Source organism: Kitasatospora sp. NPDC001540, from assembly GCF_042894345.1.
GTDB lineage: Bacteria > Actinomycetota > Actinomycetes > Streptomycetales > Streptomycetaceae > Kitasatospora > Kitasatospora phosalacinea_C.
Window position 1 is genome coordinate 1 of record NZ_JBIAVO010000006.1, and the last position, 26,246, is coordinate 26,246.

Sequence of the window (26,246 nt, forward strand, 5' to 3'; positions counted from 1 at the left end):
GGCTCCCAGTAGACGACTGGGTTGATAGGCCGGATATGGAAGCCCTGTGAGGGGTGGAGTTGACCGGTACTAATAGGCCGAGGGCTTGTCCTCAGTTGCTCGCGTCCACTGTGTTGTTCTGAAACAACGACCCCCCGCCGCACACGTGCGGTCGGGTGGTGCACAGTTTCATAGTGTTTCGGTGGTCATAGCGTGAGGGAAACGCCCGGTTACATTCCGAACCCGGAAGCTAAGCCTCACAGCGCCGATGGTACTGCAGGGGGGACCCTGTGGGAGAGTAGGACGCCGCCGAACAATCTTTGTGGGAAAGCCCCCTGACGGGAAGTCAGGGGGCTTTCTCGCGTTTCCGGACCGGAAGGCGGGAGGAGGAACCCGATGGGGTACACCGGGGTGTGGGTGGTCGCGGCGCTGCCCGATGCCGAACTGGCGCGGTTTCCGAAGGCGGACGAACTGTTCGTGCCGCCGGTGGAGGTCGAGGGTGAGCGGGCCTGGTGGGAGGCGTTGTACGAGCGGAGCCGTGCGGGGCGGGGCGCTCGCAGGTTGTGGGAGGACGAGGACGCCGATCGGCTCGGACGGTTGATCGGCGGGTGGTACGGGGAGACGGGCCCGGCGGAGGAGTTCCGCGAGGCGGTGATGGGGTGGTTGGAGGAGCCGGAGCCGGAGCTGTTCTTCGCCGGGGTGGTGCGGAAGGCGTTCCCGTTCGGGGCGTTGGCGTACGGGGTGGGGCCGGGGGCGGTGCTGGCGCTGCCGGGGTGGTTCGGGGAGTTCGTGCTGACCGCGGACCAGCTACGGGCGCGGCTCCCGGAGTTCGAGGCGGTGTTGGAACGGTCGGGGGAGGAGCGGGAGCGGGTCCTCGACCGGGTACGGGCCTGGTTGGCGGATCTCGGGGACGCGCCGGACTACCCGGTCGAGGAACTGCTCGACGGTCCGCTGCGGGTGGCGCGGCGGGCCGCCGCCCGGGGGTGGGGCCTGGTGGGGGTCGCGCCGGTCTACTGAACCGGGCGGGGGCGGAGTCCGGCTCAGAGCCCGGCGCCGCCCGTCGCGTCGATGGTGCGGCCGGTGACCCAGCGGGCGTCGTGGGAGGCGAGGAAGGCCACGACGTCGGCGATGTCGGTGGGGTCGGCGACGCGGCCGAGAGCGGCGAGGGAGGCGGCGTGGGCCTGGGCGGCGGGGTTGTCGCGGAGCCAGGCGGCGTTGACGTCGGTGTCGACGATGCCGGGGTGGACGGAGTTGGCGGTGATGCCGCGGGGGCCGAGCTCCTTGGCGAGGTTGAGGGTGAAGGTGTCCAGGGCGCCCTTGGTGGCGGCGTAGGCGATGATCTCGGGCATCGCGATGCGGGCGGCGCCGCTGGAGACGTTGATGACGCGTCCGCCGTCGCGCAGGCGGGGGAGGGCCTGCTGGACGAGGAAGAAGGGGGCGCGGACGTTGACGGCGAAGACCTCGTCGAAGGCCTCCTCGGTGAGGTCGGCGAGGGCGGCGCTGCGGCCGATGCCGGCGTTGTTGACCAGGATGTCGATGCCGTCGTCCGCCAGGTGCGGGGCCCTGGCGTCGTCGTAGGCGGCCCAGAGGCGGGCGGCGTCGCCGTGGGTGCCGAGCGGGGCGTGGAGGGAGAAGGCGCGGCCGCCGCGAGCGCGGATGCCGTCGAGGACGGTGGCGGCGGCGGAGTGGTCGCGGGCGTAGGCGAGGGCGACGGTGGCGCCGTCGTGGGCGAGGCGTTCGGCGATGGCGCGGCCGATGCCCCGGGAGGCGCCGGTGACCAGGGCGGTCTTGCCGTCGAGCGGGCGTGCGGACATGGGGGTCCCCTCTCTCTCGGCGTCACCCATTTATTGAGTGATCGCTCAAGAAAGAAGCTAGCACGCCCCGGCGCCTTTCTTGAGCGGTCGCTCTAAAATGGTCGGCATGACACCGGAGACGACGAGGACGGCCGGGACGACCGGGCCGGCGGCGAAGCGGGGCAGGCCGCCCGCGTTCGACCGGGCGGCGGTGCTGGCGGCGGCGACCAGGCTGTTCTGGGAGCGCGGCTACCAGGCCACCTCGGTGGGCGAGCTGACCGGGGCGATGGGGATCAAGCCGGGCAGCCTGTACGCGGCCTTCGGCGACAAGGCGGCGCTGTTCCGCGAGGTGGTGGAGGGGTACGGGCGCTCCCCGGAGGGGGGGTTCATGGGGGTGGCGCTGGCGCAGGAGGCGTCGGCGCGGGCGGCGTTCGCCCGGATCCTGCGGGAGGCGGCGCGGATCTACCCGGACCCGACGCACCCGGCGGGCTGCCTGGTGATGAACGCGGCGGTGAACACCGCCGTCCAGGGCGAGGAGGTGGCGGAGTTCCTGCGCGGGCTGCGGGCGGCGAACCTGCGGCTGTTCGAGGAGCGGCTGGCGGACGCCGACCGGCTGGGCGAACTGCCGCGGGGGGCGTCCCCGGCGGCGCTCGCGCGGTACTTCGGGGCGGTGCTGCAGGGCATGTCGCAGCGGGCCAGGGACGGGGCGGACGCGACGGAGCTGGCCGCGACGGCCGAACTGGCGCTCGCGGCCTGGCCCCCCGAGTCGCCGGAGCCCCCGGAGGAGCCGCCGAGCGGCGGCCTGCAGTAGCACCGTGGGAGCACCCGTACGGAAAGCGAGGCGGAGAACGTACGCTCGCTGGTATGCGGACTTCTGAGAACACGTCAGGCGCGGGCCGGGTCGAGCAGGTCGAGGTGCTGACGGAGGGGCAGGCCGGGCAGGTGCGGGAGCTGCTGGCGGCGGCGGCCCGGGCGGACGGGCGGGAGGCGGTGTCGGAGGCCGGGCGGCTGCGGATCCGGCCGGACCGCCCGCGCGAAGGGGTGCGGCACCTGCTGCAGCCGGTGGACGGCACGGTGGTGGGCTACGCGCAGGTCGAGGGGGAGCGGCCGGGGACGGTGGAGCTGACGGTGGCCCCGGCCGAGCGCGGCCGGGGCCTGGGCGGCGAGCTGGTGCGCGCGGTGCTGGCCGGGGCCGACGGCGGGCTGGACTTCTGGGCGCACGGCGGCCTCCCGGCCGCCCGGCACCTGGCCGAGGTGCACGGGGCGCATCTGGTGCGCGAGCTGCGCCAGATGCGGCGCACCGCGCCCGCGCCGGACGCGGTGCCGCTGCCCGCGGGCGTGCGGCTGCGGACCTTCGAGCCGGGCCGGGACGAGGCGGCCTGGCTGGCGCTGAACGCGCTGGCCTTCGCGCACCACCCGGAGCAGGGCTCCTGGACGGAGCGCGACCTGGCGGAGCGGATCGCCGAGCCGTGGTTCGACCCGAAGGGCTTCTTCCTGGCGGAGCGGGACGGCCGGCTGGTGGGCTTCCACTGGACGAAGGTCCAGCCGGACGGGCTGGGCGAGGTGTACGTGGTGGGGGTGGATCCGGCCGAGCAGGGTAATGGCCTGGGTAAGGCGTTGACGGCGGTGGGTCTGCGACACCTGGTCCTGGAGCGCGGCCTGCCGACGGTGATGCTGTACGTGGACGCGGACAACGCGGCCGCCGTGCGGGTGTACGAGCGGCTCGGGTTCGAGGTCCACGAGGTCGACCTGATGTACCGGTGGGAGCCGTCCGGGCTGCACTGAGCCGGTCGGACGCGGGCGGAAGGGCGCGTCCGACCGCGGCCACAGGGGTGACGGACTCAGCTTTCCTCCTGGCCATGCGGTGTTTACCGTGGATTCAATTGACGCCGCGAAGATCACAGAATGTCGTCCGTATTGCCGCGTCCGCGTCACCGCTCCACCCGCCGCCCGTCCGGGCGGATCCCGGCGTCCCCGGGCGGGTGGACGTGGGTCGACGAGGACGAGCAGCTTGCGGAGTCATGCCCTTCGCCCCGCCGGGGCCGCGTCCTGCAGGAGGAGCTGGAACCGATGAGCATCCCCCGCCCCGTCACCGACTCGGCCGGTCCGGTCGAGCGCAGCAGTGAGCAGAAGCCCGCCGTACGGTCGGGCGCGAGGTCCGGGTCCGGTGCCCGCGGCAGGGCCGCCGGCAAGGACGCCGACAAGGACGCAGGGAAGGACGCCGGCAAGGACAAGGACGCCGACAAGCAGGCGCGGCCGCGCCCGGTGCCGGTGCGCGGCAAGGCCGGGGCGGCCGGTCCCGAGCCGGAGTCCGGGGCTGGGGCCGGGGCACCGCGGGCGGCCACGGCGCTGCCCGCCGCGGTGTCGGCGGCCTTCCCGGCGGGGGCGCCGGGCGGCGTCGGCGCCGCGGAGGAGGCGGAGCTGCCGCAGGGCCGGTTCCTGGACCGCGAGCGCAGCTGGCTGGCGTTCAACGAGCGGGTGCTGGAGCTCGCGGAGGACCCGGACATCCCGCTGCTGGAGCGGGCCAAGTTCCTGGCGATCTTCGCGTCCAATCTGGACGAGTTCTTCATGGTGCGGGTCGCGGGCCTCAAGCGCCGGATCGCCACCGGGGTGGCCCAGCGCTCGGCGTCCGGCCTGCAGCCGCGCGAGGTGCTGGACCTGATCTGGCGGCGCTCGCGCGAGCTGATGGCGCGCCACGCGGCGACCTTCCAGCAGGAGGTGCTGCCGGACCTGGCGGCCGAGGGCATCGAGCTGGTGCGCTGGCCGGACCTGGCGGAGGCCGAGCAGGCCCGGCTGCACACGCTGTTCCGGCAGCAGATCTTCCCCGTCCTGACGCCGCTGGCGGTCGACCCGGCGCACCCGTTCCCGTACATATCGGGGCTGTCGCTGAACCTGGCGGTGGTGGTCCGCAACCCGGTGTCGGGGCACAAGCACTTCGCCCGGGTGAAGGTGCCGCAGTCGCTGTCCCGCTTCCTGGAGGCCTCGCCGCAGCGGTACGTGCCGCTGGAGGACGTGATGGGGGCGCACCTGGAGGAGCTGTTCCCGGGGATGGAGGTGCTCGCCCACCACGCGTTCCGGGTCACCCGCAACGAGGACCTGGAGGTGGAGGAGGACGACACCGAGAACATCCTGAAGGCGCTGGAGAAGGAGCTGATGCGGCGCCGCTTCGGCCCGCCGGTGCGCCTGGAGGTCGAGGAGTCGATCGACCCGTACATCCTGGACCTGCTGGTGCGGGAGCTGAACATCACCGAGGCGGAGGTCTTCCCGCTGCCCGGGCCGCTGGACCTGACCGGGCTGTTCGGGATCGCCGACCTGGACCGGCCGGAGCTGAGGTACCCGAAGTTCGTGGCGGGCACGGCCCGCGGGCTGACCGACGTGGAGTCGGCGACGCTTCCGGACATCTTCGCCGCGATGCGCGAGCGGGACGTGCTGCTGCACCACCCGTACGACTCGTTCTCCACCTCGGTGCAGGCGTTCCTGGAGCAGGCCGCCGCCGACCCGCACGTGCTGGCGATCAAGCAGACGCTGTACCGCACCTCCGGCGACTCGCCGATCGTGGACGCGCTGATCGACGCGGCGGAGTCCGGCAAGCAGGTGCTGGTGCTGGTGGAGATCAAGGCCCGGTTCGACGAGCAGGCGAACATCAAGTGGGCCCGGAAGCTGGAGGAGTCCGGCTGCCACGTGGTGTACGGCCTGGTCGGGCTGAAGACGCACTGCAAGCTGTCGCTGGTGGTCCGCCAGGAGGGCGACACGCTGCGCCGCTACTCGCACGTCGGCACCGGCAACTACCACCCGAAGACGGCCCGGCTGTACGAGGACCTGGGCCTGCTGACGGCCGACCCGCAGGTCGGCGCGGACCTGTCGGACCTGTTCAACCGGCTGTCGGGCTACTCGCGGCGCGAGTCGTACCGGCGGCTGCTGACCGCGCCGCGCGGGCTGCGGGACGGGCTGGTGGCGCGGATCAACGGGGAGATCGCGCACCACCGGGCCGGGCGGCCCGCCTTCGTCAAGATCAAGGTCAACTCGATCGTCGACGAGGTGGTCATCGACGCGCTGTACCGGGCCTCGCAGGCCGGGGTGCCGGTGGACGTGTGGGTGCGCGGCATCTGCGCGATCCGGCCGGGCGTGCCGGGGCTGAGCGAGAACGTCCGGGTGCGGTCGATCCTCGGGCGGTTCCTGGAGCACTCGCGGGTGTTCGTGTTCGGCAACGGCGGCGACCCGGAGGTGTGGATCGGCAGCGCCGACATGATGCACCGCAACCTGGACCGCCGGATCGAGGCCCTGGTGCGGGTCACCGACCCGGCGCACCGGGCCGAGCTGAACGGACTGCTGGAGCTCGGCGTCTCCGACGAGACCGACTCCTGGCACCTGGGCGCGGACGGCACCTGGACCCGGCACGCGCAGGACGCCGAGGGCCGCCCGCTGCGCCACGTCCAGGACCTGCTGATCGACTCGCGCCGCCGCAACCGCGGCTCCGCCGCCGCGCGCTGAGCGGCACCCCGCCCGCGCCGGGAGCCCCGGCGCGGGCGGACTGCACCCCTGGGGCTGGCCCAGGGAGGAAATCGGGGAGAGCCACAGCCATGACCGATGCGCCGACGACGGCCCCGGTGGCGCGCGCCGCGACCGCCGGGGAGGTCCTTGCCGGCTACCTGACCGCCCAGGCGGGCGCGTTCCTGCGCGCCCTGCCGCAGGTGGTCGGCGAGGCGGGGTCGAGACCGGGGGCGCTCCCGGCGTCGGCGCGGGCCGCGGACGACCTGCTGCGCGCGGTGCGCCGGGTCGGCGGGGCGCTGCACACCTTCGCGGCGGCCTTCGACCCGCAGTGGGCGCAGGAGTCGCGCACCGAGCTGCGCTGGCTGCTCAACCTGCTCGCCCAGGAGCCGGGCTACCAGCGGCGCGCGGTGCGGCTGACGGGCGCGCTGGACTCGCTGGCCGACACCTCCCCGGACGGGGCGGGCATGCTGGCCGGGCACGCGGGCGCGCCCAAGGCCCGGGCGCTGCTGGAGCGGCAGCTGACGCTGGCCAGGACCAGGGCCCACACCGCGCTGCTGCAGGAGCTGCGCTCGGCCCGGCTGCACGCGCTGGCGGACCGGATGACGCTGCTGGCCGGGGAGGTGCCGCTGACCGCGGCGGCCGCGGAACCGGCCGCGGCGCTGCTGCCGCAGACCGCGGCGGCGCTGGCGGCGCTGCTGGCGGCGGGCGAGCGGCTGCCGTGGCAGCGGGCGGCGCAGGCGTACGGCGGGGCGGGGCTGCACCGGCTGGGCGGGGCGGCGGCGGAGCCGGGCGCCGTCCCGGCGGCGCGCGGGGCGGCGGACGCGGACGCGACGCTGGCGGCGGACGACGCGCCGTGGCTGCGGGCCCGGATCCTGGTGAAGCGGGCCCGGTACGCGCTGGAGGTGTGCGGCGCCCCGGGCGGGGGCCTGGCCGAGCTGGACGGGGTGCTGGCCCGCCACCAGGAGGCCTCGGACGCGGCGGCGACGGTGGCGACGGCGGCCCGCACGCCGCGGATCACCCCGGCGACGGCGTACGTGCTGGGCGTGGTGCACGCGGACCAGCGTTTGGAGGTCGAGTCGGCCCGGTACGCTTTCGGGCGCCAGTGGCCGGGGGTGGCCCCGGGGCTGGTGGGCCCGGTGGCGGTGCTGCCGGGTTGAGGACCTCGTCGCCCCCGCCCGGACGGACCGCGTACCGCTGATGCCCGATCGTTCCTCCCCGCCCGACCCCGCTCCGGCCCGGTCGGGCGGTGCCCGGCTGAGCCGCCGTCCGGCGGCGGGCTCCCGTTCGACGGTGCTGGCGGCGGGGGCGGTGCTGTGGGTGCCGGGACCGCCGAAGAAGGGCGGCAAGGGCCGGAAGAAGCCGCGGATCGCGCTGGTGCACCGGCCCAAGTACGACGACTGGAGCCTGCCGAAGGGGAAGCTGGACCCGGGGGAGGGCTGGCGGGCGGCGGCGCTGCGCGAGGTGCTGGAGGAGACCGGGATGCGCTGCGTGCTGGGGGCCGAGCTGCCGGCCCAGCACTACCTGGCGCACGGCCGCCCCAAGGAGGTCCGGTACTGGTCGGCGGTGCCCACGGGTGGCGCGTTCCGGCCCAACCGGGAGGTGGACCGCCTGGAGTGGCTGCCGCCGAAGCGCGCCAGGGAGCGGCTGACCCACCCGCGGGACCGGGTGCTGGTGGACGCGCTGCTGGAACTGCTGCTCGGCTGAGGGCCGTCCGGGTGGTTCGCACAGGTCGTGCGGGTGATCTCACCGCGCCCCCACCGTGACGCAACCGTTACTACCGGCCGCAGTTTCCTGACGTCCCTTCGAGGTTCACTCCCCGTTCATTTGCGTCGGGCTGACGCGTCACCTGTCCTGCCTAACTTCTGGGTTACCGGAGGGCCGGAAGGGCCCCGGACCACAGCAAAACCGGTCGTTCCGAGACCGGCATTGCCTCAGAAAGGGACACCCAGTGAACCTGCGGAACGGCCGCTCCAAGGCCCTCGCCATCGGTGCCGTCGCGCTCGTCTCCACGCTGTCGCTCTCGGCTTGCGGCACGGACGACAACACCTCGAACAGCACCTCGGGCTCGTCCGCCTCCGGTGGTTCCACGGCGGCCGCCCCGGCCAAGATCGCCTGCGCCGACAAGGGCGGTCAGCTGCTGGGCGCCGGTTCGACCGCGCAGGCTCCGGCCATCGACGTCTGGAAGGCCGCCTACAGCGCCGCCTGCTCCAGCGCCACCCTGACCTACTCCGGCGGCGGCTCCGGTGCCGGCGTCACCCAGTTCAACCAGGGCAAGATCGCCTTCGCGGGCTCGGACTCGGCCCTCAAGCCGGCCGAGGTCGACGCCTCGAAGACGGTCTGCACCGGCGGCCAGGCGATCGACCTCCCGATGGTCGGCGGCCTGATCTCGATCGTCTTCAACGTCGAGGGCGTCGACAAGCTCGTCCTGGACGGTCCGACCCTGGCGAAGATCTTCGACGCGCAGATCACCAAGTGGAACGACCCGGCGATCGCCACCCTGAACCCGGGCGTCAACCTCCCGGCCGCCGACATCCAGGCGATCCACCGCTCGGACGACTCCGGCACCACCGCCAACCTGACCGGCTACCTGGCCAAGGCCGGCGGCGGCGCCTGGAAGTACCCGGCCGCGAAGACCTGGGCGGGCCAGGGCGGCCAGTCCGCGAACGGCTCCGCCGGTGTCGCCTCCCAGGTGAAGGCCGTCAAGAACTCGATCTCCTACGTCGAGCTCTCCTACGCCCAGACCAACAAGCTGAACAGCGCCGCGATCAACACCGGCGCCTCCAAGCCGGTCGAGGCCACCGCCGCCAACGCCGCCGCCACCCTGGCCGCCGCCAAGGTCGTCGGCACCGGTGCCGACCTGGCGCTGGAGATCGACTACGCGACCAAGGCCGAGGGCAACTACCCGCTGACCCTGGTCACCTACGAGATCGTCTGCGACAAGGGCAACAAGGCCGACAGCCTGCCGGTCCTGAAGTCCTTCCTGAACTACACCGTCAGCGAGGCGGGCCAGCAGGCCATCGGCGCGGTCGGCTACGTGCCGCTGCCGGCCGAGCTCGCGGGCAAGGTCAAGACCCAGATCGGCGCCCTCGCCTGAGGCTGAGCGACGACCGGCCGGGCGGCCCCCCAAGGAGGGGGGAGGGGCCGCCCGGCCGGGGCATTCGTCCACGCGCACCACGCACCACACCACCACGAGAACGTCCGGGGCACCGCCGCCAAGGTGCCGCCCTCCGCGGGGCAGCGCCGCCAGACCGGAGTAAACGATCATGACTTCTGCACCCCCCGCCGACGCGCGGGGACGGGCTCGACGGAGCCGGGGCGACAGCCGCCGCGGCGACAGCGTCTTCTTCAACCTCTCGCGCGGATCGGGCGTCCTGCTGCTGGTCGTCATGGCCGCCATCGCAGGCTTCCTCGCCTACCGCTCCTTCCTCGCCCTGGGCAAGAACGAGGGCAACTTCCTCACCACCTTCGAGTGGGCCCCGGACGGCGCCAAGCCGGTGTTCGGCATCGCCGTCCTCACCTTCGGTACCCTGGTCAGCGCGCTCATCGCGATGGTCATCGCGGTCCCGATCGCGGTCGGCATCGCGCTGTTCATCTCGCACTACGCGCCCCGCCGGATCGCCCAGCCCTTCGCCTACCTGGTGGACCTGCTGGCCGCCGTCCCGTCCATCGTCTACGGCCTGTGGGGCGTGCTGTTCCTCGTCCCGCACATGGACGGCCTGACCAGCTGGCTGGACCAGTACCTCGGCTGGACGTACGTCTTCGACCAGTCCAGCACCGGCGTCCCGCCGCGCAACCTGTTCACCGTCGGCATCCTGCTCGCGATCATGGTGCTGCCGATCATCACCGCGGTCACCCGCGAGGTCTTCCGGCAGGTCCCGCGGATGCACGAGGAGGCGGCGCTCGCGCTCGGCGCGACCCGCTGGGAGATGATCCGCACCGCGGTGCTGCCGTTCGGCCGCCCCGGCATCATCTCCGCCTCGATGCTCGGCCTGGGCCGCGCGCTCGGCGAGACCATCGCCGTCGCCACCGTGCTGTCCACCAACAACGTCCTGTCGCTGCACCTGCTCGACCCGGGCGGCGGCACCTTCGCGCAGAACATCGCGCTGAAGTTCAACGAGGCCCAGCCGCTGGGCCGGGACGCCCTGATGGCCTCCGGCCTGGTCCTGTTCGTCATCACCCTGCTGGTGAACGGCGCGGCCCGCATGATCATCGCCCGTCGCAAGGAGTACTCGGGGGCCGCCGCATGAACGAGCGGAGCGAGTTCGTCATCAACAGGTGTGCACGTGCGAAGCACGCGCCGAGCGCCAGCGAGGCGGGGGCATGAGCAGCACCGTCACCATCACCGATGCCACCCCGCCGCAGCTCGGCCACCGGCTGACCGCGGCCCGGCTGCCCCGCTGGGCGCCGGCCGGCACCGCCGCCGCCTCGATCGCCCTCGGCTGCGGCATCGGCGCCGCCGCCGGGCTGGAGAGCCACGTGCAGTGGGGCCTGATCTCCGCCCTGCTGTTCCTGGTCGTCAGCTACACCGTCTCGGCCTCGGTCGAGGGCCGCCGCCAGGCCAGGGACCGGTTCGCCACCTCGCTGGTCTGGGTCTCCTTCGTCTGCGCCGTGGTGCCGCTGGTGGCCCTGACCTTCTACACCGTCCAGCAGGGCGTCGGCGCGATCAGCCCCGAGTTCCTCACCCACTCGATGAAGGGCGTCGTCGCCACCCTGAGCCCGGACGGCGGCATCTACCACGCCATCATCGGCACCATCGAGCAGGTCCTGCTGGCCACCCTGATCGCCGCGCCGATCGGCCTGCTCACCGCCGTCTACCTGGTGGAGTACGGCCGCGGCCGGCTCGCCAAGGCGGTCACCTTCTTCGTCGACGTGATGACGGGCATCCCGTCGGTCGTCGCCGGTCTCTTCATCCTCTCCCTCTGGAACATCGCCCTCGGCTTCGAGTACTCCGGCTTCTCGGGCAGCCTCGCGCTGGCCATCCTGATGATGCCGGTGGTGGTCCGCTCGACCGAGGAGATGCTCAAGCTCGTCCCGAACGAGCTCCGCGAGGCCTCGTACGCGCTGGGCGTGCCGCGCTGGAAGACCATCCTGCGGATCGTCCTCCCCACGGCCATCGGCGGGATCACCACCGGTGTGATGCTGGCGGTCGCCCGCATCACCGGTGAGACCGCCCCCGTGATGATGCTGGTGTTCGGTGCCGACTTCATCAACAGCGACCCGTTCAACGGGCCCCAGCAGACGCTGCCGCTCTACATCTGGCAGCAGTACTCGCAGATCAACAACGACTTCGGATACCAGCGCGCCTGGGGCGCGGCACTGGTGCTGATCGCCTTCGTGATGGGGCTCAACCTCGTCGCCCGGGGCATCGCGCGCTGGCGCTCGCCCAAGGGCGGGCACTGAGACCGACTGACGTACGAGAAGACGAGAAGAGACCAAGGATCATGGCCAAGCGCATCGACGTCAGCGGACTGTCCGCCTTCTACGGCTCCACCCGCGCCATCGACGACATCTCGATGACCATCGAGCCCCGCTCGGTGACCGCCTTCATCGGCCCCTCGGGCTGCGGCAAGTCCACCTTCCTGCGCACCCTCAACCGGATGCACGAGGTGATCCCCGGCGCCCGCGTCGAGGGCAAGGTGCTGCTGGACGACGAGAACCTGTACGGCGCCAACGTCGACCCGGTCGCCGTCCGCCGCTCGGTCGGCATGGTGTTCCAGCGCCCCAACCCGTTCCCCACCATGTCGATCTACGACAACGTGGTGGCCGGCCTCAAGCTGGCGGGCGTGAAGAAGAAGTCCGTCCTGGACGGCGTGGTGGAGAAGTCCCTGCAGGGCGCCAACCTGTGGAACGAGGTCAAGGACCGCCTGAACAAGCCCGGCGCGGGCCTCTCCGGCGGCCAGCAGCAGCGCCTGTGCATCGCCCGGGCGATCGCGGTCGAGCCCGAGGTGCTGCTGATGGACGAGCCCTGTTCGGCCCTCGACCCGATCTCCACCCTCGCCATCGAGGACCTGATCGGCGAGCTCAAGTCGCAGTTCACCATCGTGATCGTGACGCACAACATGCAGCAGGCGGCCCGGGTCTCCGACCGCACCGCCTTCTTCAACCTGGCGGGCGTCGGCCAGCCCGGCAAGCTGGTCGAGCTCGACGACACCCAGCGGATCTTCTCCAACCCGTCGGTCCAGGCCACCGAGGACTACATCTCCGGCCGCTTCGGCTGACCGGCCCGCGGGGGCCGGAGCGCGGTCCCCGCACCGGTCGGCCCCCGCGCCGCAAGGACCGCTCCGCGGCGCTGCATGGCGGTGCCGCCGCGGAGCAAGCAGGAAGGGCCCGCCCCCGTGCTGTGGGGGCGGGCCCTTCCGTCGCCGGTCCGGGCGTCCGGGTCAGAGCACCAGCAGGTCGGTGATCCCGAACACCGCGGCCGCCACGATCGCCGCGGCCGGCATGGTGATGAACCAGCCCAGCACGATGTTCTTCGCCACCCCCCAGCGGACCGCGCGGACCCGCTTGGTGGCGCCCACGCCCATGATCGCCGAGGTGATCACGTGGGTGGTGGAGATCGGCGCCGCGTAGACGAACGAGGTGGTGTACATCACCGCGGAGGCGGTCGCCTCGGCGGCGAAGCCCTGCGGCGGGTCCAGCTCGATGATCTTCCGGCCGAGGGTGCGCATGATCCGCCAGCCGCCCGCGTAGGTGCCCAGCGAGAGCATCGTGGCGCAGGAGATCTTCACCCAGATCGGGATGCCGTTGCCGGTCTGGTGGCCGGAGATGACCAGGGCCATCACCACGATGCCCATGGTCTTCTGGGCGTCCTGCAGGCCGTGCGCCAGCGCCATCGCGGCCGCCGAGGCGGTCTGCGCCACCCGGAAGTTGCGCTTGGCCTTGTGCGGGTTGGCCCGCCGGAAGATCCACAGGATCGCCAGCATCACCAGGAAACCGCCGACCAGGCCGACCACCGGCGAGACGATCATCGGAATGATGATCTTGTCGACCACGCCGTGCCAGACCACCCCGATGCCGCCCGCCAGCGCCGCGCCCACCATGCCGCCGAACAGCGCGTGCGAGGAGGAGGACGGCAGGCCGAAGTACCAGGTCACCAGGTTCCAGGCGATCGCCCCGACCAGGGCCGAGAACAGGATCGCCATGCCCCTGCTGCCGGTCGGGGTCTCGATGATCCCCTTGGAGACGGTCTTCGCGACCCCGCTGCCGAGGAACGCGCCCGCCAGGTTCATCACCGCGGCCATCGCCAGCGCCGCCCGGGGCGTCAGCGCCCGGGTGGAGACCGAGGTGGCGATCGCGTTGGCGGAGTCGTGGAAGCCGTTCGTGTACGTGAAGAAGAATGCGACGCCGATGACGACGATCAGTGCTGCCATGTCCACGGAGGTCAGGACTCCTTGACGGCGATGGTCTCCACCGTGTTGGCCACGTGCTCGAACGCGTCGGCGGCCTCTTCGAGGACGTCCACGACCTGCTTGAGCTTCAGCACCTCGATCGCCTCGTACTGGCCGGAGAACAGGTGGGCCAGCAGCTTGCGGTGGATCTGGTCCGCCTGGTTCTCCAGCCGGTTCACCTCGATCCAGTACTCGGTGAGGTTCGACATCGACCGCAGGTTGGGCATCGCCCCCGCAGTCAGCTCGGCCGCCCGGGCCAGCACCTCGATCTGCTGCTCGATGCCCTTCGGGAGGGTCTCGATGTCGTACAGCACGACCAGGTCGACGGCCTCCTCCATGAAGTCCATGATGTCGTCCAGCGAGGAGGCCAGGTTGTAGATGTCCTCCCGGTCGAACGGGGTGATGAACGAGGAGTTCAGCTGGTGGAAGATCGCATGGGTGGTGTCGTCCCCCGCGTGCTCGGCGGCGCGCATGCGCTCGACGATCTCCGCGCGGGCTGACACGTCAGAGCCCAGTAGTTCCAGCAGGAGCTTCGATCCGACGACCAGGTTCTCCGCCGCGGCGGCGAACATGTCGTAGAAGCTCGTCTCCTTCGGGGTCAGGCTAAAACGCACGGAAATCTCCGATGTGCGGGGTCGGTACTTGACGATGCTAGGCGCACGCCCCCCGTGCATGAGCACGGGGTTGCCGACGCGCGCCCTAAGTGTGTCCCACGACACGCCGGTTTGCTCCCGCTCTGCACGGGGATCTGTGTCCTGACGCCCGGACGGCGGAACACCGGGCCGGTGTCGCGTGTTGGAGAATTGGCCGAGTACCGAGACCAAGAGGGCGGACCGGATGACCACCATCGACACCCCGAGCACCGACACCGCACCGGCGGCCTGCCATGGCGCCCCCGCGGCCGCCGGTCCGCACGGCTACAGCGGCGAGAAGGAGGCGCACCTCAAGCGGCTGCGCCGGATCGAGGGTCAGGTCCGCGGCCTGCAGCGGATGGTCGACGAGGACGTCTACTGCATCGACATCCTCACCCAGGTGTCCGCCTCCACCAAGGCCCTGCAGTCCTTCGCGCTCTCCCTGCTGGAGGAGCACCTGCGGCACTGCGTCGCCGCCGCGGCCGCCGCGGAGGACGGCGGCGAGGAGCTGAACGCCAAGGTCGCCGAGGCCAGCGCCGCCATCGCCCGACTGCTGCGCACCTGAGACCGGCCGCCGCACGCTGTCGAACCGCCGCGGGCTGACGGCCGGTCAGTCCTCCGGCCGCTCCGGCCCGCGGCGGGCCAGCAGGACTTCGTCGATCTGCTCGGCGGCCAGCCGTTCGGCCCGGCTGGCCGAGGCGGCGATCATCAGCTCGCCGGTCAGGTCGATCTCGTCCAGCGCGGTTCTGTCGTGGCCGCCGGTGCCGTTCTCCCCGGATGCCATGGCCTCCACCCCTTCCGCGCCCCGTCCGCCCGCCCCGGCTTGCCCGCCCCCACCAGCGTAGGGAGCGGGAGGCCGGGCCACATGGCACGGACGGGTCATCTCTGCCGCCCGAAACGGGTGGCCCGGCACCACCGGCCGCTGCCGGTTGCCGCCGGTCACTTCGGCGAGGGGCTGGCCTTCATCGAGTAGATGTCGGCGGCTGCGGGCTCGGCGGCCTCCACCGGCTTGCCGAAGTCGGCCAGCGACAGCGTGGACACCACCTTGACCTGGTCCTTCGCCGCGGTGGACCCGGCCACCCCGGCGAAGGCGAAGTGCTCCACCACCTTGTGCAGCCGCCCCTGGCCGTCCAGCCAGACCTCGTACGGGATCTCCTTCACCGTGAAGGTCTGGGCCGCCATCCGCAGGCCGTCCGCCCCGCGGCCGCCGGTCGCGTCGGCGGCCTTCGCCAGGTCCAGGGTGCCCTTGTAGTGCTTGAGCTCCACGCCGCCCACCGGCTCGGTGCCGACCAGTTCGGCGCTCTGCGCGCCGCGCAGCGCCCCGGCGGCGGTGGCCGGGTCGGTGGCGCCGGAGCTCACCAGGTTGCCGTCCGGGAGCTGGCGCACGTCCAGCTTGACCCACTTGCCCTCGGGGATCTTCGCGCCGCTGTTCTGCAGGTACACCGTGCCGGGCAGCACCACCTCGGTGATCTTCCCGGTGGTGGCGGCGCCGGGCGGGACGTCGATCTCCAGGCGGCCGACCCGCTTCACGTAGTCGTAGCCGCCGTTGCCGTTGAAGACCGCCTTCTTCTCGGCGGACTCGGTGATCAGCTCGGTCGTCGCGCGCACCGAACCCGTCCGGCCGGTGATGTCGGCGGCCGAGCGGACCGCCGTCAGCGGGTCGGAGGACAGCTGGTCGGCGGAGTTCGGCCGGTCCTGGCCGCCGCCCGTGCAGGCCGACAGCGCCGTGACGAGCAGGGCCGCGGCGGCGGCGCGGTTGAGCTTCTTCACTTCTTCGACAACCCCCTCGGGCCCCGGATGACCCGGCAAGCAACCGCCCCGGATGGGCAGAGCGCTTGCCAGGCAAACGAGTTGGGGCGCGGAAGGTTACGCCGTTGTTCACCGGACGGTGGGGACGCCGGGCCGTCCGCCCGGGCTACGGTGAAGGGTGTGGCAGACCAGCGCCCAGGGGCACCCGACGGGGCAGCGCGGACCGACCACCCGGACGAGCACCGGGTGGAGGTGGTGGAGCGCGGCTCGTTCAGCTTCGCGCTCTGCTCCTGCGGCTGGTTCGCGCCCGGGCGGCGCTCCCGCGACAAGTCCCGGCGCGACGCCGCGGGCCACCTGCCGGAGACCGGCGCCGAGGTCGCCTGAACCCGGCGGGCCCCCCTCCGGCGCCGCCGCTCAGGCGGCCAGGTCCTCCGGGGCGCGCTCCCGGTCCGGCTGCGGCCGGCCCCGGCTCCGGCGCCGCCCCGAGCGGCGGGCCGCCGGAGCGGCCGACCGCCGCCCGCCCGGCTCGACGGCGACCGAACGGGCCACCACCAGTGGACGCAGCGCGGAGCGCGAGAGCGCGTGGCACAGCGGCACCAGGACGGCCATCGCGATCGGGGCCAGCAGCAGCACCACGGCGGTGGCCAGCGCGTAGCCGCCGATCACGTCGGTCGGGTAGTGCACGCCGACGAACAACCGGCAGAACCCCTGCAGCAGCGCGAGCGCCCCGGCCGCCAGGCCCAGCTTGCGGTTGACCAGGAACAGCGCGACGGCGATGCCCATGGACATCGCGGAGTGGTCGCTGACGAAGGAGAGGGTGTCCTCCTTGCCGGGCACCAGCACGTCCAGCTCGGGGTGGCTGACGAACGGCCGCGGCCGGTCCACCAGCCGGGAGATCGGCAGGTTGGCCAGCTCGGCGACGGCCACCGCCAGCGGCGCCCACAGCACCCCGGCCACGGCGACCGGGGCGTCCGGCCGACGGCGGGCGACCAGCCAGGCGGTCAGGCCCAGCGCGGCCAGGCCGAGCAGGATGCCGTACTCGGCCGTCCAGGCGACCAGTGAGTCCAACCACCCCGGGGCGTCGGCGGCCAGGCCGTTGACGGCCTTGAGCAGGCCGAGGTCGGGGTCGCCCGAACCGGCTCCGGCGTCGGCGAGCAGCGTCGGCACGCCGCACCTCCCTGTCCGCTCTCCGCAATGGTCCCGGCTGGTGGTGCTCCCGGGCGCGGACCACCGGTAGCCTCCTGAGTCAACGCGATCAAGGCCGCCGCGGTTTCCTTCGAAACGCACCGTTATGCAAACTTGACTGACCGTCCACGGGGCGTGCACATGCCGGGTGCGGGCCGCGGTCAGCTGGTCCTCGGCGCCTCGCTCCTCGTGATGGTGCCGTCGTTCGGGTTCCGGTTCGGCAGCGCGGCGGCGCCGTCCGAGGTGACCCGGGTCGCCCCGATGTAGTCCCGCTGGTCGATGGTGTCGTAGCGCACCTTCGCCCCGGTGTGCGGCGCGTCGATCATGTACCCGCCGCCGACGTAGATCCCGACGTGGTGGATGGTGCGCGGGTCCTCCAGGTCGTTGGCGAAGAACACCAGGTCACCGGGCCGGAGTTGGTCCCGCGACGGGTGCGGCCCCGCGTACCACTGGTCGTTCGCCACCCGGGGCAGCTGGATCCCGACGCTCTCGTACGCGGCCTGCGTCAACCCCGAGCAGTCGAACCGCCCGTCCTCCCAGCTCTGCCCGGTGCCGCCCCACAGGTAGTCCGTCCCCAGCTTGCCCTGCGCGAACCAGATCGCCCCGGCCGCCTGCTGCGTCAGCGCCAGCTGCGCGCCCGGGTCGGCCGGTGCGGTGAAGGACTTCGCCAGCGCCTGGATGCTGCGGACGTAGCCCTGGGTCTCCTTGTACGGGGGGACGCCCCGGTACTGGGACACCGCGCCGGGCCCGGCGTTGTAGGCCGCCAGCATGTTCGCCTGCTTGTCGCCGGGAACATTGGCGACCTCTTTGGCCAGCCGGCAGTCGTAACTGGCGGCGGAGGCGATCGCGTCCAGCGGGTTCCAGACGTCCCGCTTGCCGTCCCCGTCGCCGTCGACGCTGAAGGCGTCCCAACTGGCAGGGATGAACTGGGCCATGCCCCTGGCGTCGGCCGTGCTCTTCGCCCGGGGGTCGAACCCGCTCTCCTGGTAGAGCTGCGCGGCCAGCATCGGCGCGGAGATCTCCGGGCAGAGGTTGCCCCACTTCTCGATCTGTGCCCGGTACGCGGCCGGAACCGTCCCGCCGGAGAGCCCCGGACGGGCGGCGGAGCGCCCCGGGACTCCGCTGGCCGCGTACGTCCCGAGCGTCACGACGCCCACGAAACCGATCCCGAGCACCGCCGTCGCGGCGCCCGCCCACCGAGCCTTCCGGAGCACCATCCAGCACCATCCCGACGGAACGTCAGCGGCCATGTCCTGTTGCGCATTTGCCCGGTGCAATCATCACAGATACCAAGGGCGGGAAGTATCCTTGAAGCACCGGACATCCTGGCGGAGGCGTCCGGCCAGCCACGAGCAATCCGCGAGAAGCAGCCAAGTCGACGTCAGATCTGGCCAAGAGTAGGCCCTGCCCCTTCGCTCGACCGTGGTCCGGGGCCTTGAATTTTCCTGATCGGGCGGTGAGATGGAATGGACCTGAACGTGGACAGCACAGTGATCCGGCACCTGGCGGAGGACCCGCCGAAGAAGGCCGACATCGACACCATCATCGGCGGGATCGCCCCCGACTGGGGCCCGTTCGCCACGCTCGGCTCCTCGGCCCGGGTCATGGTCCAGGTCGTGATGGCCGTCGCGATCCTGGTCTGCCTCGCCATCGCCATCTGGGGCGCCGCCAAGCAGCGGATCGGCGCCACCGCGATGCGCGACACCTTCAGCGCCGAACAGGGCAAGGGGCTGATCATCGCCGGCCTGACCGGCGTGTTCATCATCGGTTCGCTCGGCACCCTGTTCACCATTGTGTACGGCATGGCCATCTGACGATCGGACCGCAACTCCCGCCCCGGCGCAGGTGATCCGTTCCCGCCGAACCACCCCGCCCCCGCCCCTTCCCCACGCCGAGCACCCGTCACGCCGCCGCCCGCACCCCGCGCGGCGGCGTCCCACCAGGAGGGCCCCCGTGCCGTTGTCCGACGACCAGCCGCACACCCGTACGCGGCTACCGGTCGCCGAACAGACCGCCCCCGTGACCGGCCGTCAGGCCAGGCCGCTGCGCACCCTCCTGACCGTCCTCGGCATCGTCACCCTGCTGGTCGTCGCCGTCGCCGTCGCCAACCGCGACAAGCCGCCGGCCGCCCGCGGTGACGGCACCACCTCCGGCGACCGCGCGGCCGGCGCCGCTGCCTCCCCCGACCGCACCGCCGCCAGCGGCCAACAGCCCGTCACCACCACGGTCAACGGCATCGGCACCGGCTACCCGCACACCGACCAGGGCGCGCAGTCCGCCGCCGCCAACTACGCCGTCGCCCTCGGCTCCGCCGACATGTTCCGCACCGACGGCCGCCGCACCGTCCTCACCACCATCGCCGACCCCACCGTCCTCCCCGCCCTCCAGGCCCGCCTGGACCAGGCGTTCACGCCGGAGACGAACGCGCGCTACGGGCTCGACGCCCAGGGCAAGGCGCCGAAGGGGCAGACCTTCGTCAACCGGGTCGTCCCGGTCGGCACCCGCACCACCAACGGGGCCGACACCGCGACCCGGGTCGACGTCTGGTGCACCGGTCTGTACGGCCTGACCGGCGAGGGCTCCGTCGTCCCGGTCACCCAGGACTGGTACACCCTGACCGTCACCATGCGCTGGACCGGCAGCGACTGGAAGCTCACCGACTACTCCCGCGCCGCGGGCCCCGCCCCCCTGCCGGGCGACCAGCAGGCGGCCACCGCGAAAGAGATCGCCGATGCCGTCCAGCAGTTCGGAGGGTTCCGCTATGCCCGCTGACGCCGCTCCCAGAGTGCGCCTGCTGCGCCGCGCCGGGGCGCTCGGCGCCGCGATGAGCGTCCTCCAACTCGCCGCGCTGATGGTCGCGCAGCGGGTGTCGGCGGAGCCGTCGCCGAGCCCGAGCGTGTCCAAGTGCGCGGGCAACGACGCCACCGTCCTCGGCGCCGACAAGCTCTGCGCCCCGCCCGGTGCCACCGTGATCCCCGGGACGGACGCCGTGTCCGGGGTCACCGATCCGCTGGGGTCGTTGGCGAAGGGGTGCGCGCAGGCGGCGGCGTGGGTGGTGCGGCAGTTGTCGGGGGCGATCGACGGGACGACGAAGGTCGACTTCACGAACGCGGCGTTCCTGCAGCAGTACGCGGTGGTGTTCGCGGTCTCGACGGTGATCACGCTGGTGCTGTGGCTGCTGGCGGTGACGAAGCGCGCGGTGCGCGGCGCGGCGCTGGGGCAGGCGTTCGGCGAGGCGGTCGGGTTCCTGTGGTTGACGGTGATCGCGTCGGCGTTCACGCCGCTGATCCTGTACACGGTGGTGACGGTCACCGACGGGCTGACGGACGCGATCGCGTCGGGGACGAAGTCGGACACCGGCACCTACCTGGGCGGGTTCGCGGACACCCTGGAGAAGGGCAGCATGGGCGGTGGCCCGCTGATCCTGATCCTGGTGTCGCTGGTGGCGGTGCTGGCCGCGGCGGTGCTGTGGGTGGAGCTGGTGATCCGGGCGGCGATGCTGTACGTGGGCGCCCTGCTGGGGACGGCGGTGTACGCGGGGCTGGTGGACAAACAGATGTGGAAGCACGTCCGCCGGTGGGCCGCGATGATGCTGGCGGTGGACCTGGCGAAGCCGATCGTGGTGATCATCCTGGGGCTGGCGGGCGCGGTGGCGACCGGCGCGGGGGCGGACGACGACTTCGGGCGGGTGCTGGCGGGGCTGGCGATCCTGTTCCTGTCGATCTTCGCGAGCGCGGCGGTGTACCGGTTCGTGCCGGGCTTCGGCGACGAGCTGATGGCGATGCGGCGGGCCCGGGCGGGTGCGGTGCAGGCCGGTAGCGCGATGATCAACGGCCCGGCGAACTTCGTGAAGCAGGGCATCTCGACGCACGGTTCGCGCGGCGGCGCGGAGGGCGCGGGCGGTGGCGGCGGTGCCCCGGCCGGTGGCGGCGGAGCGGGCGCGGGCATCGCGGCGCACGCCTCCCGGCCCGCGAACCCGCCGCGGGCGGCGGTGCCGCCCGCGCAGGGCCAGGTCCAAGCTCCGGTCAACAACCCGAAGGGAGGGTGACGGGTAGATGAGCAGCGACCAGCTCGGCCAGTACGGCACCCAGTACGCCCAGCCGTACGCCCACCAGCGCCGCACCTACCTGATCGGCAAGGCGCGGCCGAACGCGCCGATCGGGCGTAACCGGGAGACCGGCGAGATCGTGCTGATCATCGCCGGTGCCGGCCTGGGCATGGTGTGGGGGCTGATCCCGAGCCTGCTGCCGTTGCGGATCGCGGGCCTGGTGGGCTTCCCGCTGCTGGCGATCATGGCGGTGTACGTGCCGTACCGGCGGCGGACGTTCTACAAGTGGGTGGAGATCAACCGGACGTTCCGGCGGACGGTGCGCAGCGGCCGCGCGGTGTGGAAGCCGGACGTGCACGAGGCGGGCACCCGGCTGGACGGGCGCGAGGTGGAGGTCGGCCCGCCGCCGGGGGTGGGGCGGCTGCGCTGGCTGACCGCGCCGTTCGGACCGGACGAGGTCGCGGTGCTGATGCACCTGGAGCGCCGGACGGTGACCGCGGCGATCGAGATCGAGGGCCCGGGCGTGGGCCTGCGCGACTCGGAGGACCAGGAGGCGCTGGTCGACCGGTTCGGCACGCTGCTCAAGCACGTGGCCAACGGCGACGGCTTCGTGACCCGGCTGCAGATCCTGGCCCGCACCCTGCCGGCCGACCCGGACGCGCACGCCAAGGACGTGGAGCGGCGCGGCGACCACGCGGCGCCGCGCTGGCTGCAGGAGAGCTACGACCAGTTGCAGTCGATGGTGTCGACCTCCTCGGAGCAGCACCGGGCGTACCTGGTGGCGTGCATGCACTACACCCGTGACCTGGCGGCCGAGGCGCACGCGATGGGGCGCACCGCGTACGGGCGGGGCGAGAGGCGGGCCCGCGACGACGACGGTCTGGCGACCGTGATGGCGCGCGAACTGACCGACATCTGCGCCCGGTTGGCGGAGGCGGACATCCGGGTGCGGCAGCCGCTGGGGCAGGCCCGGCTGGCGTCGCTGATCCACTCGATGTACGACCCGGACCACCCGATCGACCACATCCAGGCGATGAGTCGGCGCAACGCCTGGCCGGCCGAGCTGGACGCCACGCACCCGCAGTACCTGCAGGCGAAGACCCGGGAGGCGGCGACCCGGGAGCCGTGGTGCCACGCCACCGCGTGGATCAAGGAGTGGCCGCTGACGCCGGTCGGGGTGAACTTCCTGGCGCCGCTGCTGGTGCACACGCCGGACGTGATCCGGACGGTCGCGGTGACCATGGACCTGGAGCCGACCGACGTCGCGATCGAGCGGATGCTGACCGAGAAGACCAACGACGAGGCGGAGGCCAGCCGGGCGGCGAAGATGAACCGCACGGTGGACCCGCGCGACCTGGCGCACACCGGCCGGGTGGACCAGCGCGGCGACGACCTGGCGTCCGGCGCGGCCGGGGTGAACCTGGTGGGGTACCTGACGGTGTCCTCGCGCAGCCCGGAGGCGCTGGCCCGGGACAAGCGCACCATCCGGGCGTCCGCGGGCAAGAGCTACCTGAAGCTGGAGTGGTGCGACCGCGAGCACCACCGGGCGTTCGCCAACACCCTGCCGTTCGCCACCGGCATCCGCCGCTGACGCCGCTGACCTTCCGGAGGACCGTCGATGCTCGGCAAGCTCACCGATGCCTTCACCAGCACCCTGTTCGGCCGGGTGGAGACCACCCGGCTGCCGGTGCGCACCTCCAGCGGCCAGGCGCAGGCGGTGTACCTGCCGACCGCGGCGCCCGGCCTGGGCGACTCCGGGGTGATCATCGGCCGCGAGGTGTACAGCGGCAAGGGCTACGTCTACGACCCGTTCCAGCTGTACGGCCAGCAGTTGCCGGCCCCGCACTGGCTGGTGCTGGGGGAGTCCGGCAACGGCAAGTCGGCGCTGGAGAAGACGTACGTGCTGCGGCAGTTGAGGTTCCGCGACCGGCAGGTGGTGGTGCTGGACGCGCAGGGCGAGGACGGCGTCGGCGAGTGGAACCTGATCGCCAACGCGCTGGGGATAAAGTCCGTCCGGCTGGACCCGATGGCGGCCCTGGACGGCGGGGTGAAGCTGAACCCGCTGGACCCGGCGATCACCACCACCGGCCAGCTGTCGCTGCTGCGCACCATCATCGAGGTGGCGATGGGCCGCAGCCTGGAGGAACGGGCCGGGTTCGCGCTGAAGGCCGCGCACGCGTACGTGATCGCGACGGTGAAGGACCGTCAGCCGGTGCTGAACGACATCATCGACACGCTGCGCAGCCCCGACCTGTCGGCGGTGGAGTCGCTGGGCGTGGAGGTCGGCGAGGTGCAGTCCTGGGGCCTGGACGTGGCCCTGGTGCTGGACCGGCTGGTCGACGGCGACCTGCGGGGCATGTTCGACGGCCCGACCTCGGCGGGCATCGACCTGGACGCGCCGCTGATCGTCTTCGACCTGTCGCACATCGACCGGAACTCGATCGCGATGCCGATCCTGATGGCGATCGTCGGCGTCTGGCTGGAGCACACCTGGCTGCGCCCGGACCGGGTCAAGCGGATCTTCCTGGTGGAGGAAGCCTGGCACATCATCAACAGCCCGTTCGTGGCCCAGCTGTTCCAGCGGCTGCTGAAGTTCGGCCGCCGCCTGGGCCTGTCCTTCGTCGCGGTGGTGCACCACCTGTCGGACGTGGTGGACGGGGCGGCGGCGAAGGAGGCGTCGGCGATCCTCAAGATGGCCTCCACTCGGACGATCTACATGCAGAAGGCCGACGAGGCGAGGGCCACCGGCCGGGTGCTGGGCCTGCCGCGCTGGGCGGTGGAGATCATCCCGACGCTGTCGCCGGGCATCGCGGTGTGGGACGTCAACGGCAACGTGCAGGTGGTCAAGCACATCATCACCGAGGCCGAGAAGCCGCTGGTGTACACCGACCGGGCGATGACCGAGGACGCGGTGGCCGAGCGGGAGCGCGCGGACCAGCAGTTGACGGCGCAGCCGCGGATCTGAGCCGGGCCCCGACCGTGAGCAGGGCCCCGACCGGGGGCGGGAGCCGGTTCGTCAGGCCGCGGATACCAGCTCGTTACTCGCAGGTTCCTGACAGCTACGCGCGTTGACCCTAGGCTGCACCCAGACAACGCCAGGCCGCCCTGCCGCGGCCCCGACGGTCCAGGGGACAGCCATGCCCATTTCCGGTACCACCGGCCGCCGCACGACCGCCCTCGCGGCCGTCGCGGCCGCCGCCCTCTTCGGCACGATGGCCCTCCCGGCCACGGCCGAGGCCCACGGCCGGGGCCACGACAAGCCCAAGTACGAGGACCTGCAGCTCCTCGCGATCAACGACTTCCACGGCAACCTGGAGCCCCCGGCCGGCTCCTCGGGCACGATCAGCGAGATCGACCCCGCCACCGGGAAGACCGTCGCCACCCCCGCCGGCGGCGTCGAGTACCTGGCCACCGCGCTGCGCAACGCCCGTCAGGGCCACGCCAACAGCCTGACCGTCGCGGCCGGCGACATCATCGGCGCCAGCCCGCTGGTCTCCGGCCTGTTCCACGACGAGCCGACCGTCGAGGCGATGAACGAGATCGGCCTCGACGTCACCTCGGTGGGCAACCACGAGTTCGACGAGGGCTCGGCCGAGCTGCTGCGCATGCAGAACGGCGGCTGCCACCCGGTCGACGGCTGCTACGAGGAGGGCCGCACCTTCGAGGGCGCGGACTTCCCGTACCTGGCGGCGAACGTCACCAGCGAGAAGACGAACAAGCCGATCCTCAAGCCGTACTGGGTGAAGAACGTCCACGGCGTCAAGGTCGGCTTCATCGGCGTGACCCTGGAGGGCACCCCGAACATCGTCACCGCCGCGGGCGTGCAGGGCCTCAAGTTCGGCAACGAGGTCACCACGATCAACAAGTACGCCGCGGAGCTGAAGAAGCAGGGCGTCAACTCGATCGTGGCGCTGATCCACGAGGGCGGCCTGCCCGCCAGCGGCGTCTACAACTACGACTGCGGCGCGGCCGGGGCGGGCATCTCCGGTCCGATCGTGGACATCGCCAAGAAGCTCGACCCGGCCGTCGGGGCGATCGTCACCGGCCACACCCACAACTCGTACGCCTGCATGATCCCGGACCCGAACGGCGTGCCCCGCTCGGTCACCAGCGCCGCCTCGTTCGGCCGCCTGTACACCGAGATCGACCTCAAGCTGGACAAGCGGACCGGCGCCATCGTCCGCCCGTCGGTCACCGCCGCCAACCACGTGGTGCGCCGCGACCTGCCGAAGGCGCCGGACCTGACCGCGCTGATCGACCGGTACAGCAAGCTGGCCGCGCCGATCTCCAACCGCGCCACCGGCTACATCACCGCCGACATCAACGGCCGCGGCTCCAGCGCGCTGGAGAAGCCGCTGGGCGACCTGATCGCCGACGCCCAGCTGGCCGGGCTCTCGGCCCCCGACAAGGGCGGCGCGCAGGTCGCGTTCATGAACCCCGGCGGCATCCGCTCCGACCTGGTGTACAAGGCCAGCGGCGCCGAGGGCGACGGCGTGGTGACCTACGGCGAGGTGTTCGCCGTCCAGCCGTTCACCAACATGATGCAGGTCAAGACGCTGACCGGCGCCCAGCTGGTGCAGGTCCTGCAGCAGCAGGTCTCCGGGCCCAACGAGGCCTCCCCGAAGGTCCTGCAGATCTCGGGCAACCTGCACTACACCCTCGACCTGAACCAGGCCGGCGCGGCCCGCGTCCTCGTCGACTCGATCCGCCTGAACGGCGCGCCGATCGACCCGGCCGCCAGCTACCGGGTCGCCGCGAACGAGTTCCTGGCCGGTGGCGGCGACGGCTTCCCGGCCTTCGCGGCCGGCACCGACAAGCTGGTCGGCGCCTCCGACCTGGACGTCTTCAACGCGTACCTGTCCGCCCACAGCTCGGCCAGCGCCCCGATCGCGCCGCCGGCCTCGGACCGGATCAACGTCATCCCCGTGGTCAAGGCGGGCTGACCCCAGCAGCACGGCGGAGGGCGGGGCACCCCGGGTGC

The 26,246-nt window shown here is 72.3% G+C and carries 25 protein-coding genes and 2 rRNA genes; 20 read left to right on the forward strand and 7 right to left on the reverse strand.

Annotated features, from left to right (window positions below):
* The 3 genes from ACFY00_RS09895 to ACFY00_RS09905 all read left to right on the forward strand — a co-directional run.
* Positions 1 to 93, forward strand: a 23S ribosomal RNA gene (locus tag ACFY00_RS09895); the annotation flags it as partial.
* 84 nt (positions 94 to 177) lie between these two features.
* Positions 178 to 294: ribosomal RNA gene (gene rrf / locus ACFY00_RS09900) — 5S ribosomal RNA — on the forward strand.
* Positions 295 to 375: 81 nt separating this feature from the next.
* The gene (locus ACFY00_RS09905; protein WP_388029230.1) at positions 376 to 996 is read left to right on the forward strand and encodes a hypothetical protein; all 621 of its coding nucleotides are present in this window, start codon (positions 376 to 378) and stop codon (positions 994 to 996) included.
* Between the two features lie 23 nt (positions 997 to 1,019).
* Here ACFY00_RS09905 and ACFY00_RS09910 read toward each other — a convergent pair whose 3' ends face one another.
* Positions 1,020 to 1,793 (reverse strand): SDR family oxidoreductase, encoded by a 774-nt coding sequence (locus ACFY00_RS09910; RefSeq protein WP_388029231.1) that lies wholly within the window; start codon positions 1,791 to 1,793, stop codon positions 1,020 to 1,022.
* A gap of 97 nt (positions 1,794 to 1,890) precedes the next feature.
* Here ACFY00_RS09910 and ACFY00_RS09915 point away from each other — a divergent pair, with 97 nt between their 5' ends.
* From ACFY00_RS09915 to pstB, 9 genes are all read left to right on the forward strand, one after another.
* A complete protein-coding gene (locus tag ACFY00_RS09915) occupies positions 1,891 to 2,583 on the forward strand; it encodes a TetR/AcrR family transcriptional regulator (RefSeq protein WP_388029233.1) in 693 nt (230 codons plus the stop codon).
* 53 nt (positions 2,584 to 2,636) lie between these two features.
* Entirely contained in the window at positions 2,637 to 3,557 is a 921-nt protein-coding gene (mshD, locus tag ACFY00_RS09920) for a mycothiol synthase (protein ID WP_388029235.1), read from the forward strand.
* A 285-nt stretch (positions 3,558 to 3,842) separates the two neighbouring features.
* Positions 3,843 to 6,263, forward strand: a complete 2,421-nt coding sequence (locus tag ACFY00_RS09925) for an RNA degradosome polyphosphate kinase (protein WP_388029238.1) — start codon at positions 3,843 to 3,845, stop codon at positions 6,261 to 6,263.
* Positions 6,264 to 6,352: 89 nt separating this feature from the next.
* On the forward strand, positions 6,353 to 7,420 hold the full coding sequence (locus ACFY00_RS09930) for a CHAD domain-containing protein (RefSeq protein ID WP_388029241.1): 1,068 nt from the start codon (positions 6,353 to 6,355) through the stop codon (positions 7,418 to 7,420).
* Between the two features lie 40 nt (positions 7,421 to 7,460).
* Entirely contained in the window at positions 7,461 to 7,967 is a 507-nt protein-coding gene (locus ACFY00_RS09935; RefSeq protein WP_388029244.1) for an NUDIX hydrolase, read from the forward strand.
* 244 nt (positions 7,968 to 8,211) lie between these two features.
* Complete coding sequence (pstS, locus tag ACFY00_RS09940) at positions 8,212 to 9,357, forward strand: phosphate ABC transporter substrate-binding protein PstS (protein WP_388029247.1); 1,146 nt, start codon at positions 8,212 to 8,214, stop codon at positions 9,355 to 9,357.
* Positions 9,358 to 9,526: 169 nt separating this feature from the next.
* The gene (gene pstC / locus ACFY00_RS09945; protein WP_388029249.1) at positions 9,527 to 10,510 is read left to right on the forward strand and encodes a phosphate ABC transporter permease subunit PstC; all 984 of its coding nucleotides are present in this window, start codon (positions 9,527 to 9,529) and stop codon (positions 10,508 to 10,510) included.
* Positions 10,511 to 10,583: 73 nt separating this feature from the next.
* Positions 10,584 to 11,663 (forward strand): phosphate ABC transporter permease PstA, encoded by a 1,080-nt coding sequence (gene pstA / locus ACFY00_RS09950; RefSeq protein ID WP_388029252.1) that lies wholly within the window; start codon positions 10,584 to 10,586, stop codon positions 11,661 to 11,663.
* A gap of 41 nt (positions 11,664 to 11,704) precedes the next feature.
* The gene (gene pstB / locus ACFY00_RS09955) at positions 11,705 to 12,481 is read left to right on the forward strand and encodes a phosphate ABC transporter ATP-binding protein PstB (RefSeq protein ID WP_388029255.1); all 777 of its coding nucleotides are present in this window, start codon (positions 11,705 to 11,707) and stop codon (positions 12,479 to 12,481) included.
* Between the two features lie 162 nt (positions 12,482 to 12,643).
* On the opposite strand, the gene ACFY00_RS09960 is transcribed toward pstB, so the two are convergent.
* Both ACFY00_RS09960 and ACFY00_RS09965 read right to left on the reverse strand, forming a co-directional pair.
* Complete coding sequence (locus ACFY00_RS09960) at positions 12,644 to 13,639, reverse strand: anion permease (protein WP_388029258.1); 996 nt, start codon at positions 13,637 to 13,639, stop codon at positions 12,644 to 12,646.
* Between the two features lie 5 nt (positions 13,640 to 13,644).
* Positions 13,645 to 14,265 (reverse strand): DUF47 domain-containing protein, encoded by a 621-nt coding sequence (locus ACFY00_RS09965; protein ID WP_388029261.1) that lies wholly within the window; start codon positions 14,263 to 14,265, stop codon positions 13,645 to 13,647.
* Between the two features lie 223 nt (positions 14,266 to 14,488).
* Between ACFY00_RS09965 and ACFY00_RS09970 the strand changes: the two genes are divergently transcribed.
* Positions 14,489 to 14,848, forward strand: a complete 360-nt coding sequence (locus ACFY00_RS09970; RefSeq protein ID WP_285736278.1) for a metal-sensitive transcriptional regulator — start codon at positions 14,489 to 14,491, stop codon at positions 14,846 to 14,848.
* A 45-nt stretch (positions 14,849 to 14,893) separates the two neighbouring features.
* Here the strand turns inward: ACFY00_RS09970 and ACFY00_RS09975 are convergent, their stop codons facing one another.
* Both ACFY00_RS09975 and ACFY00_RS09980 read right to left on the reverse strand, forming a co-directional pair.
* A complete protein-coding gene (locus ACFY00_RS09975) occupies positions 14,894 to 15,067 on the reverse strand; it encodes a hypothetical protein (protein WP_158714998.1) in 174 nt (57 codons plus the stop codon).
* Between the two features lie 155 nt (positions 15,068 to 15,222).
* The gene (locus tag ACFY00_RS09980) at positions 15,223 to 16,053 is read right to left on the reverse strand and encodes a hypothetical protein (RefSeq protein WP_388029265.1); all 831 of its coding nucleotides are present in this window, start codon (positions 16,051 to 16,053) and stop codon (positions 15,223 to 15,225) included.
* Between the two features lie 159 nt (positions 16,054 to 16,212).
* Here ACFY00_RS09980 and ACFY00_RS09985 point away from each other — a divergent pair, with 159 nt between their 5' ends.
* Entirely contained in the window at positions 16,213 to 16,416 is a 204-nt protein-coding gene (locus ACFY00_RS09985; protein ID WP_388029267.1) for a hypothetical protein, read from the forward strand.
* Between the two features lie 30 nt (positions 16,417 to 16,446).
* Here the strand turns inward: ACFY00_RS09985 and ACFY00_RS09990 are convergent, their stop codons facing one another.
* Both ACFY00_RS09990 and ACFY00_RS09995 read right to left on the reverse strand, forming a co-directional pair.
* Positions 16,447 to 17,199 carry a phosphatase PAP2 family protein gene (locus tag ACFY00_RS09990; RefSeq protein WP_388029270.1) on the reverse strand — a complete coding sequence of 251 codons (753 nt, stop codon included), beginning with the start codon at positions 17,197 to 17,199 and terminating at the stop codon, positions 16,447 to 16,449.
* Positions 17,200 to 17,378: 179 nt separating this feature from the next.
* Positions 17,379 to 18,434: an NlpC/P60 family protein gene (locus tag ACFY00_RS09995; RefSeq protein ID WP_388029272.1), complete on the reverse strand. Its 1,056-nt coding sequence runs from the start codon at positions 18,432 to 18,434 to the stop codon at positions 17,379 to 17,381.
* Positions 18,435 to 18,683: 249 nt separating this feature from the next.
* Between ACFY00_RS09995 and ACFY00_RS10000 the strand changes: the two genes are divergently transcribed.
* The 6 genes from ACFY00_RS10000 (at position 18,684) to ACFY00_RS10025 (ending at position 26,208) form a co-directional block, all read left to right on the forward strand.
* On the forward strand, positions 18,684 to 19,031 hold the full coding sequence (locus ACFY00_RS10000) for a hypothetical protein (protein WP_388029274.1): 348 nt from the start codon (positions 18,684 to 18,686) through the stop codon (positions 19,029 to 19,031).
* Positions 19,032 to 19,170: 139 nt separating this feature from the next.
* Positions 19,171 to 19,989, forward strand: a complete 819-nt coding sequence (locus ACFY00_RS10005) for a hypothetical protein (protein WP_388029277.1) — start codon at positions 19,171 to 19,173, stop codon at positions 19,987 to 19,989.
* Positions 19,979 to 21,265, forward strand: coding sequence for a hypothetical protein (locus tag ACFY00_RS10010; protein ID WP_388029278.1), 1,287 nt, complete (start codon positions 19,979 to 19,981; stop codon positions 21,263 to 21,265). Before ACFY00_RS10005 ends, ACFY00_RS10010 begins: the two co-directional genes overlap by 11 nt.
* A 7-nt stretch (positions 21,266 to 21,272) precedes the next feature.
* Positions 21,273 to 22,856 (forward strand): SCO6880 family protein, encoded by a 1,584-nt coding sequence (locus ACFY00_RS10015; RefSeq protein WP_388029280.1) that lies wholly within the window; start codon positions 21,273 to 21,275, stop codon positions 22,854 to 22,856.
* A gap of 27 nt (positions 22,857 to 22,883) precedes the next feature.
* Complete coding sequence (locus ACFY00_RS10020) at positions 22,884 to 24,230, forward strand: ATP-binding protein (RefSeq protein ID WP_388029282.1); 1,347 nt, start codon at positions 22,884 to 22,886, stop codon at positions 24,228 to 24,230.
* Positions 24,231 to 24,402: 172 nt separating this feature from the next.
* Positions 24,403 to 26,208: a bifunctional metallophosphatase/5'-nucleotidase gene (locus tag ACFY00_RS10025; protein WP_388029285.1), complete on the forward strand. Its 1,806-nt coding sequence runs from the start codon at positions 24,403 to 24,405 to the stop codon at positions 26,206 to 26,208.
* The last annotated feature ends 38 nt before the right edge of the window (positions 26,209 to 26,246 follow it).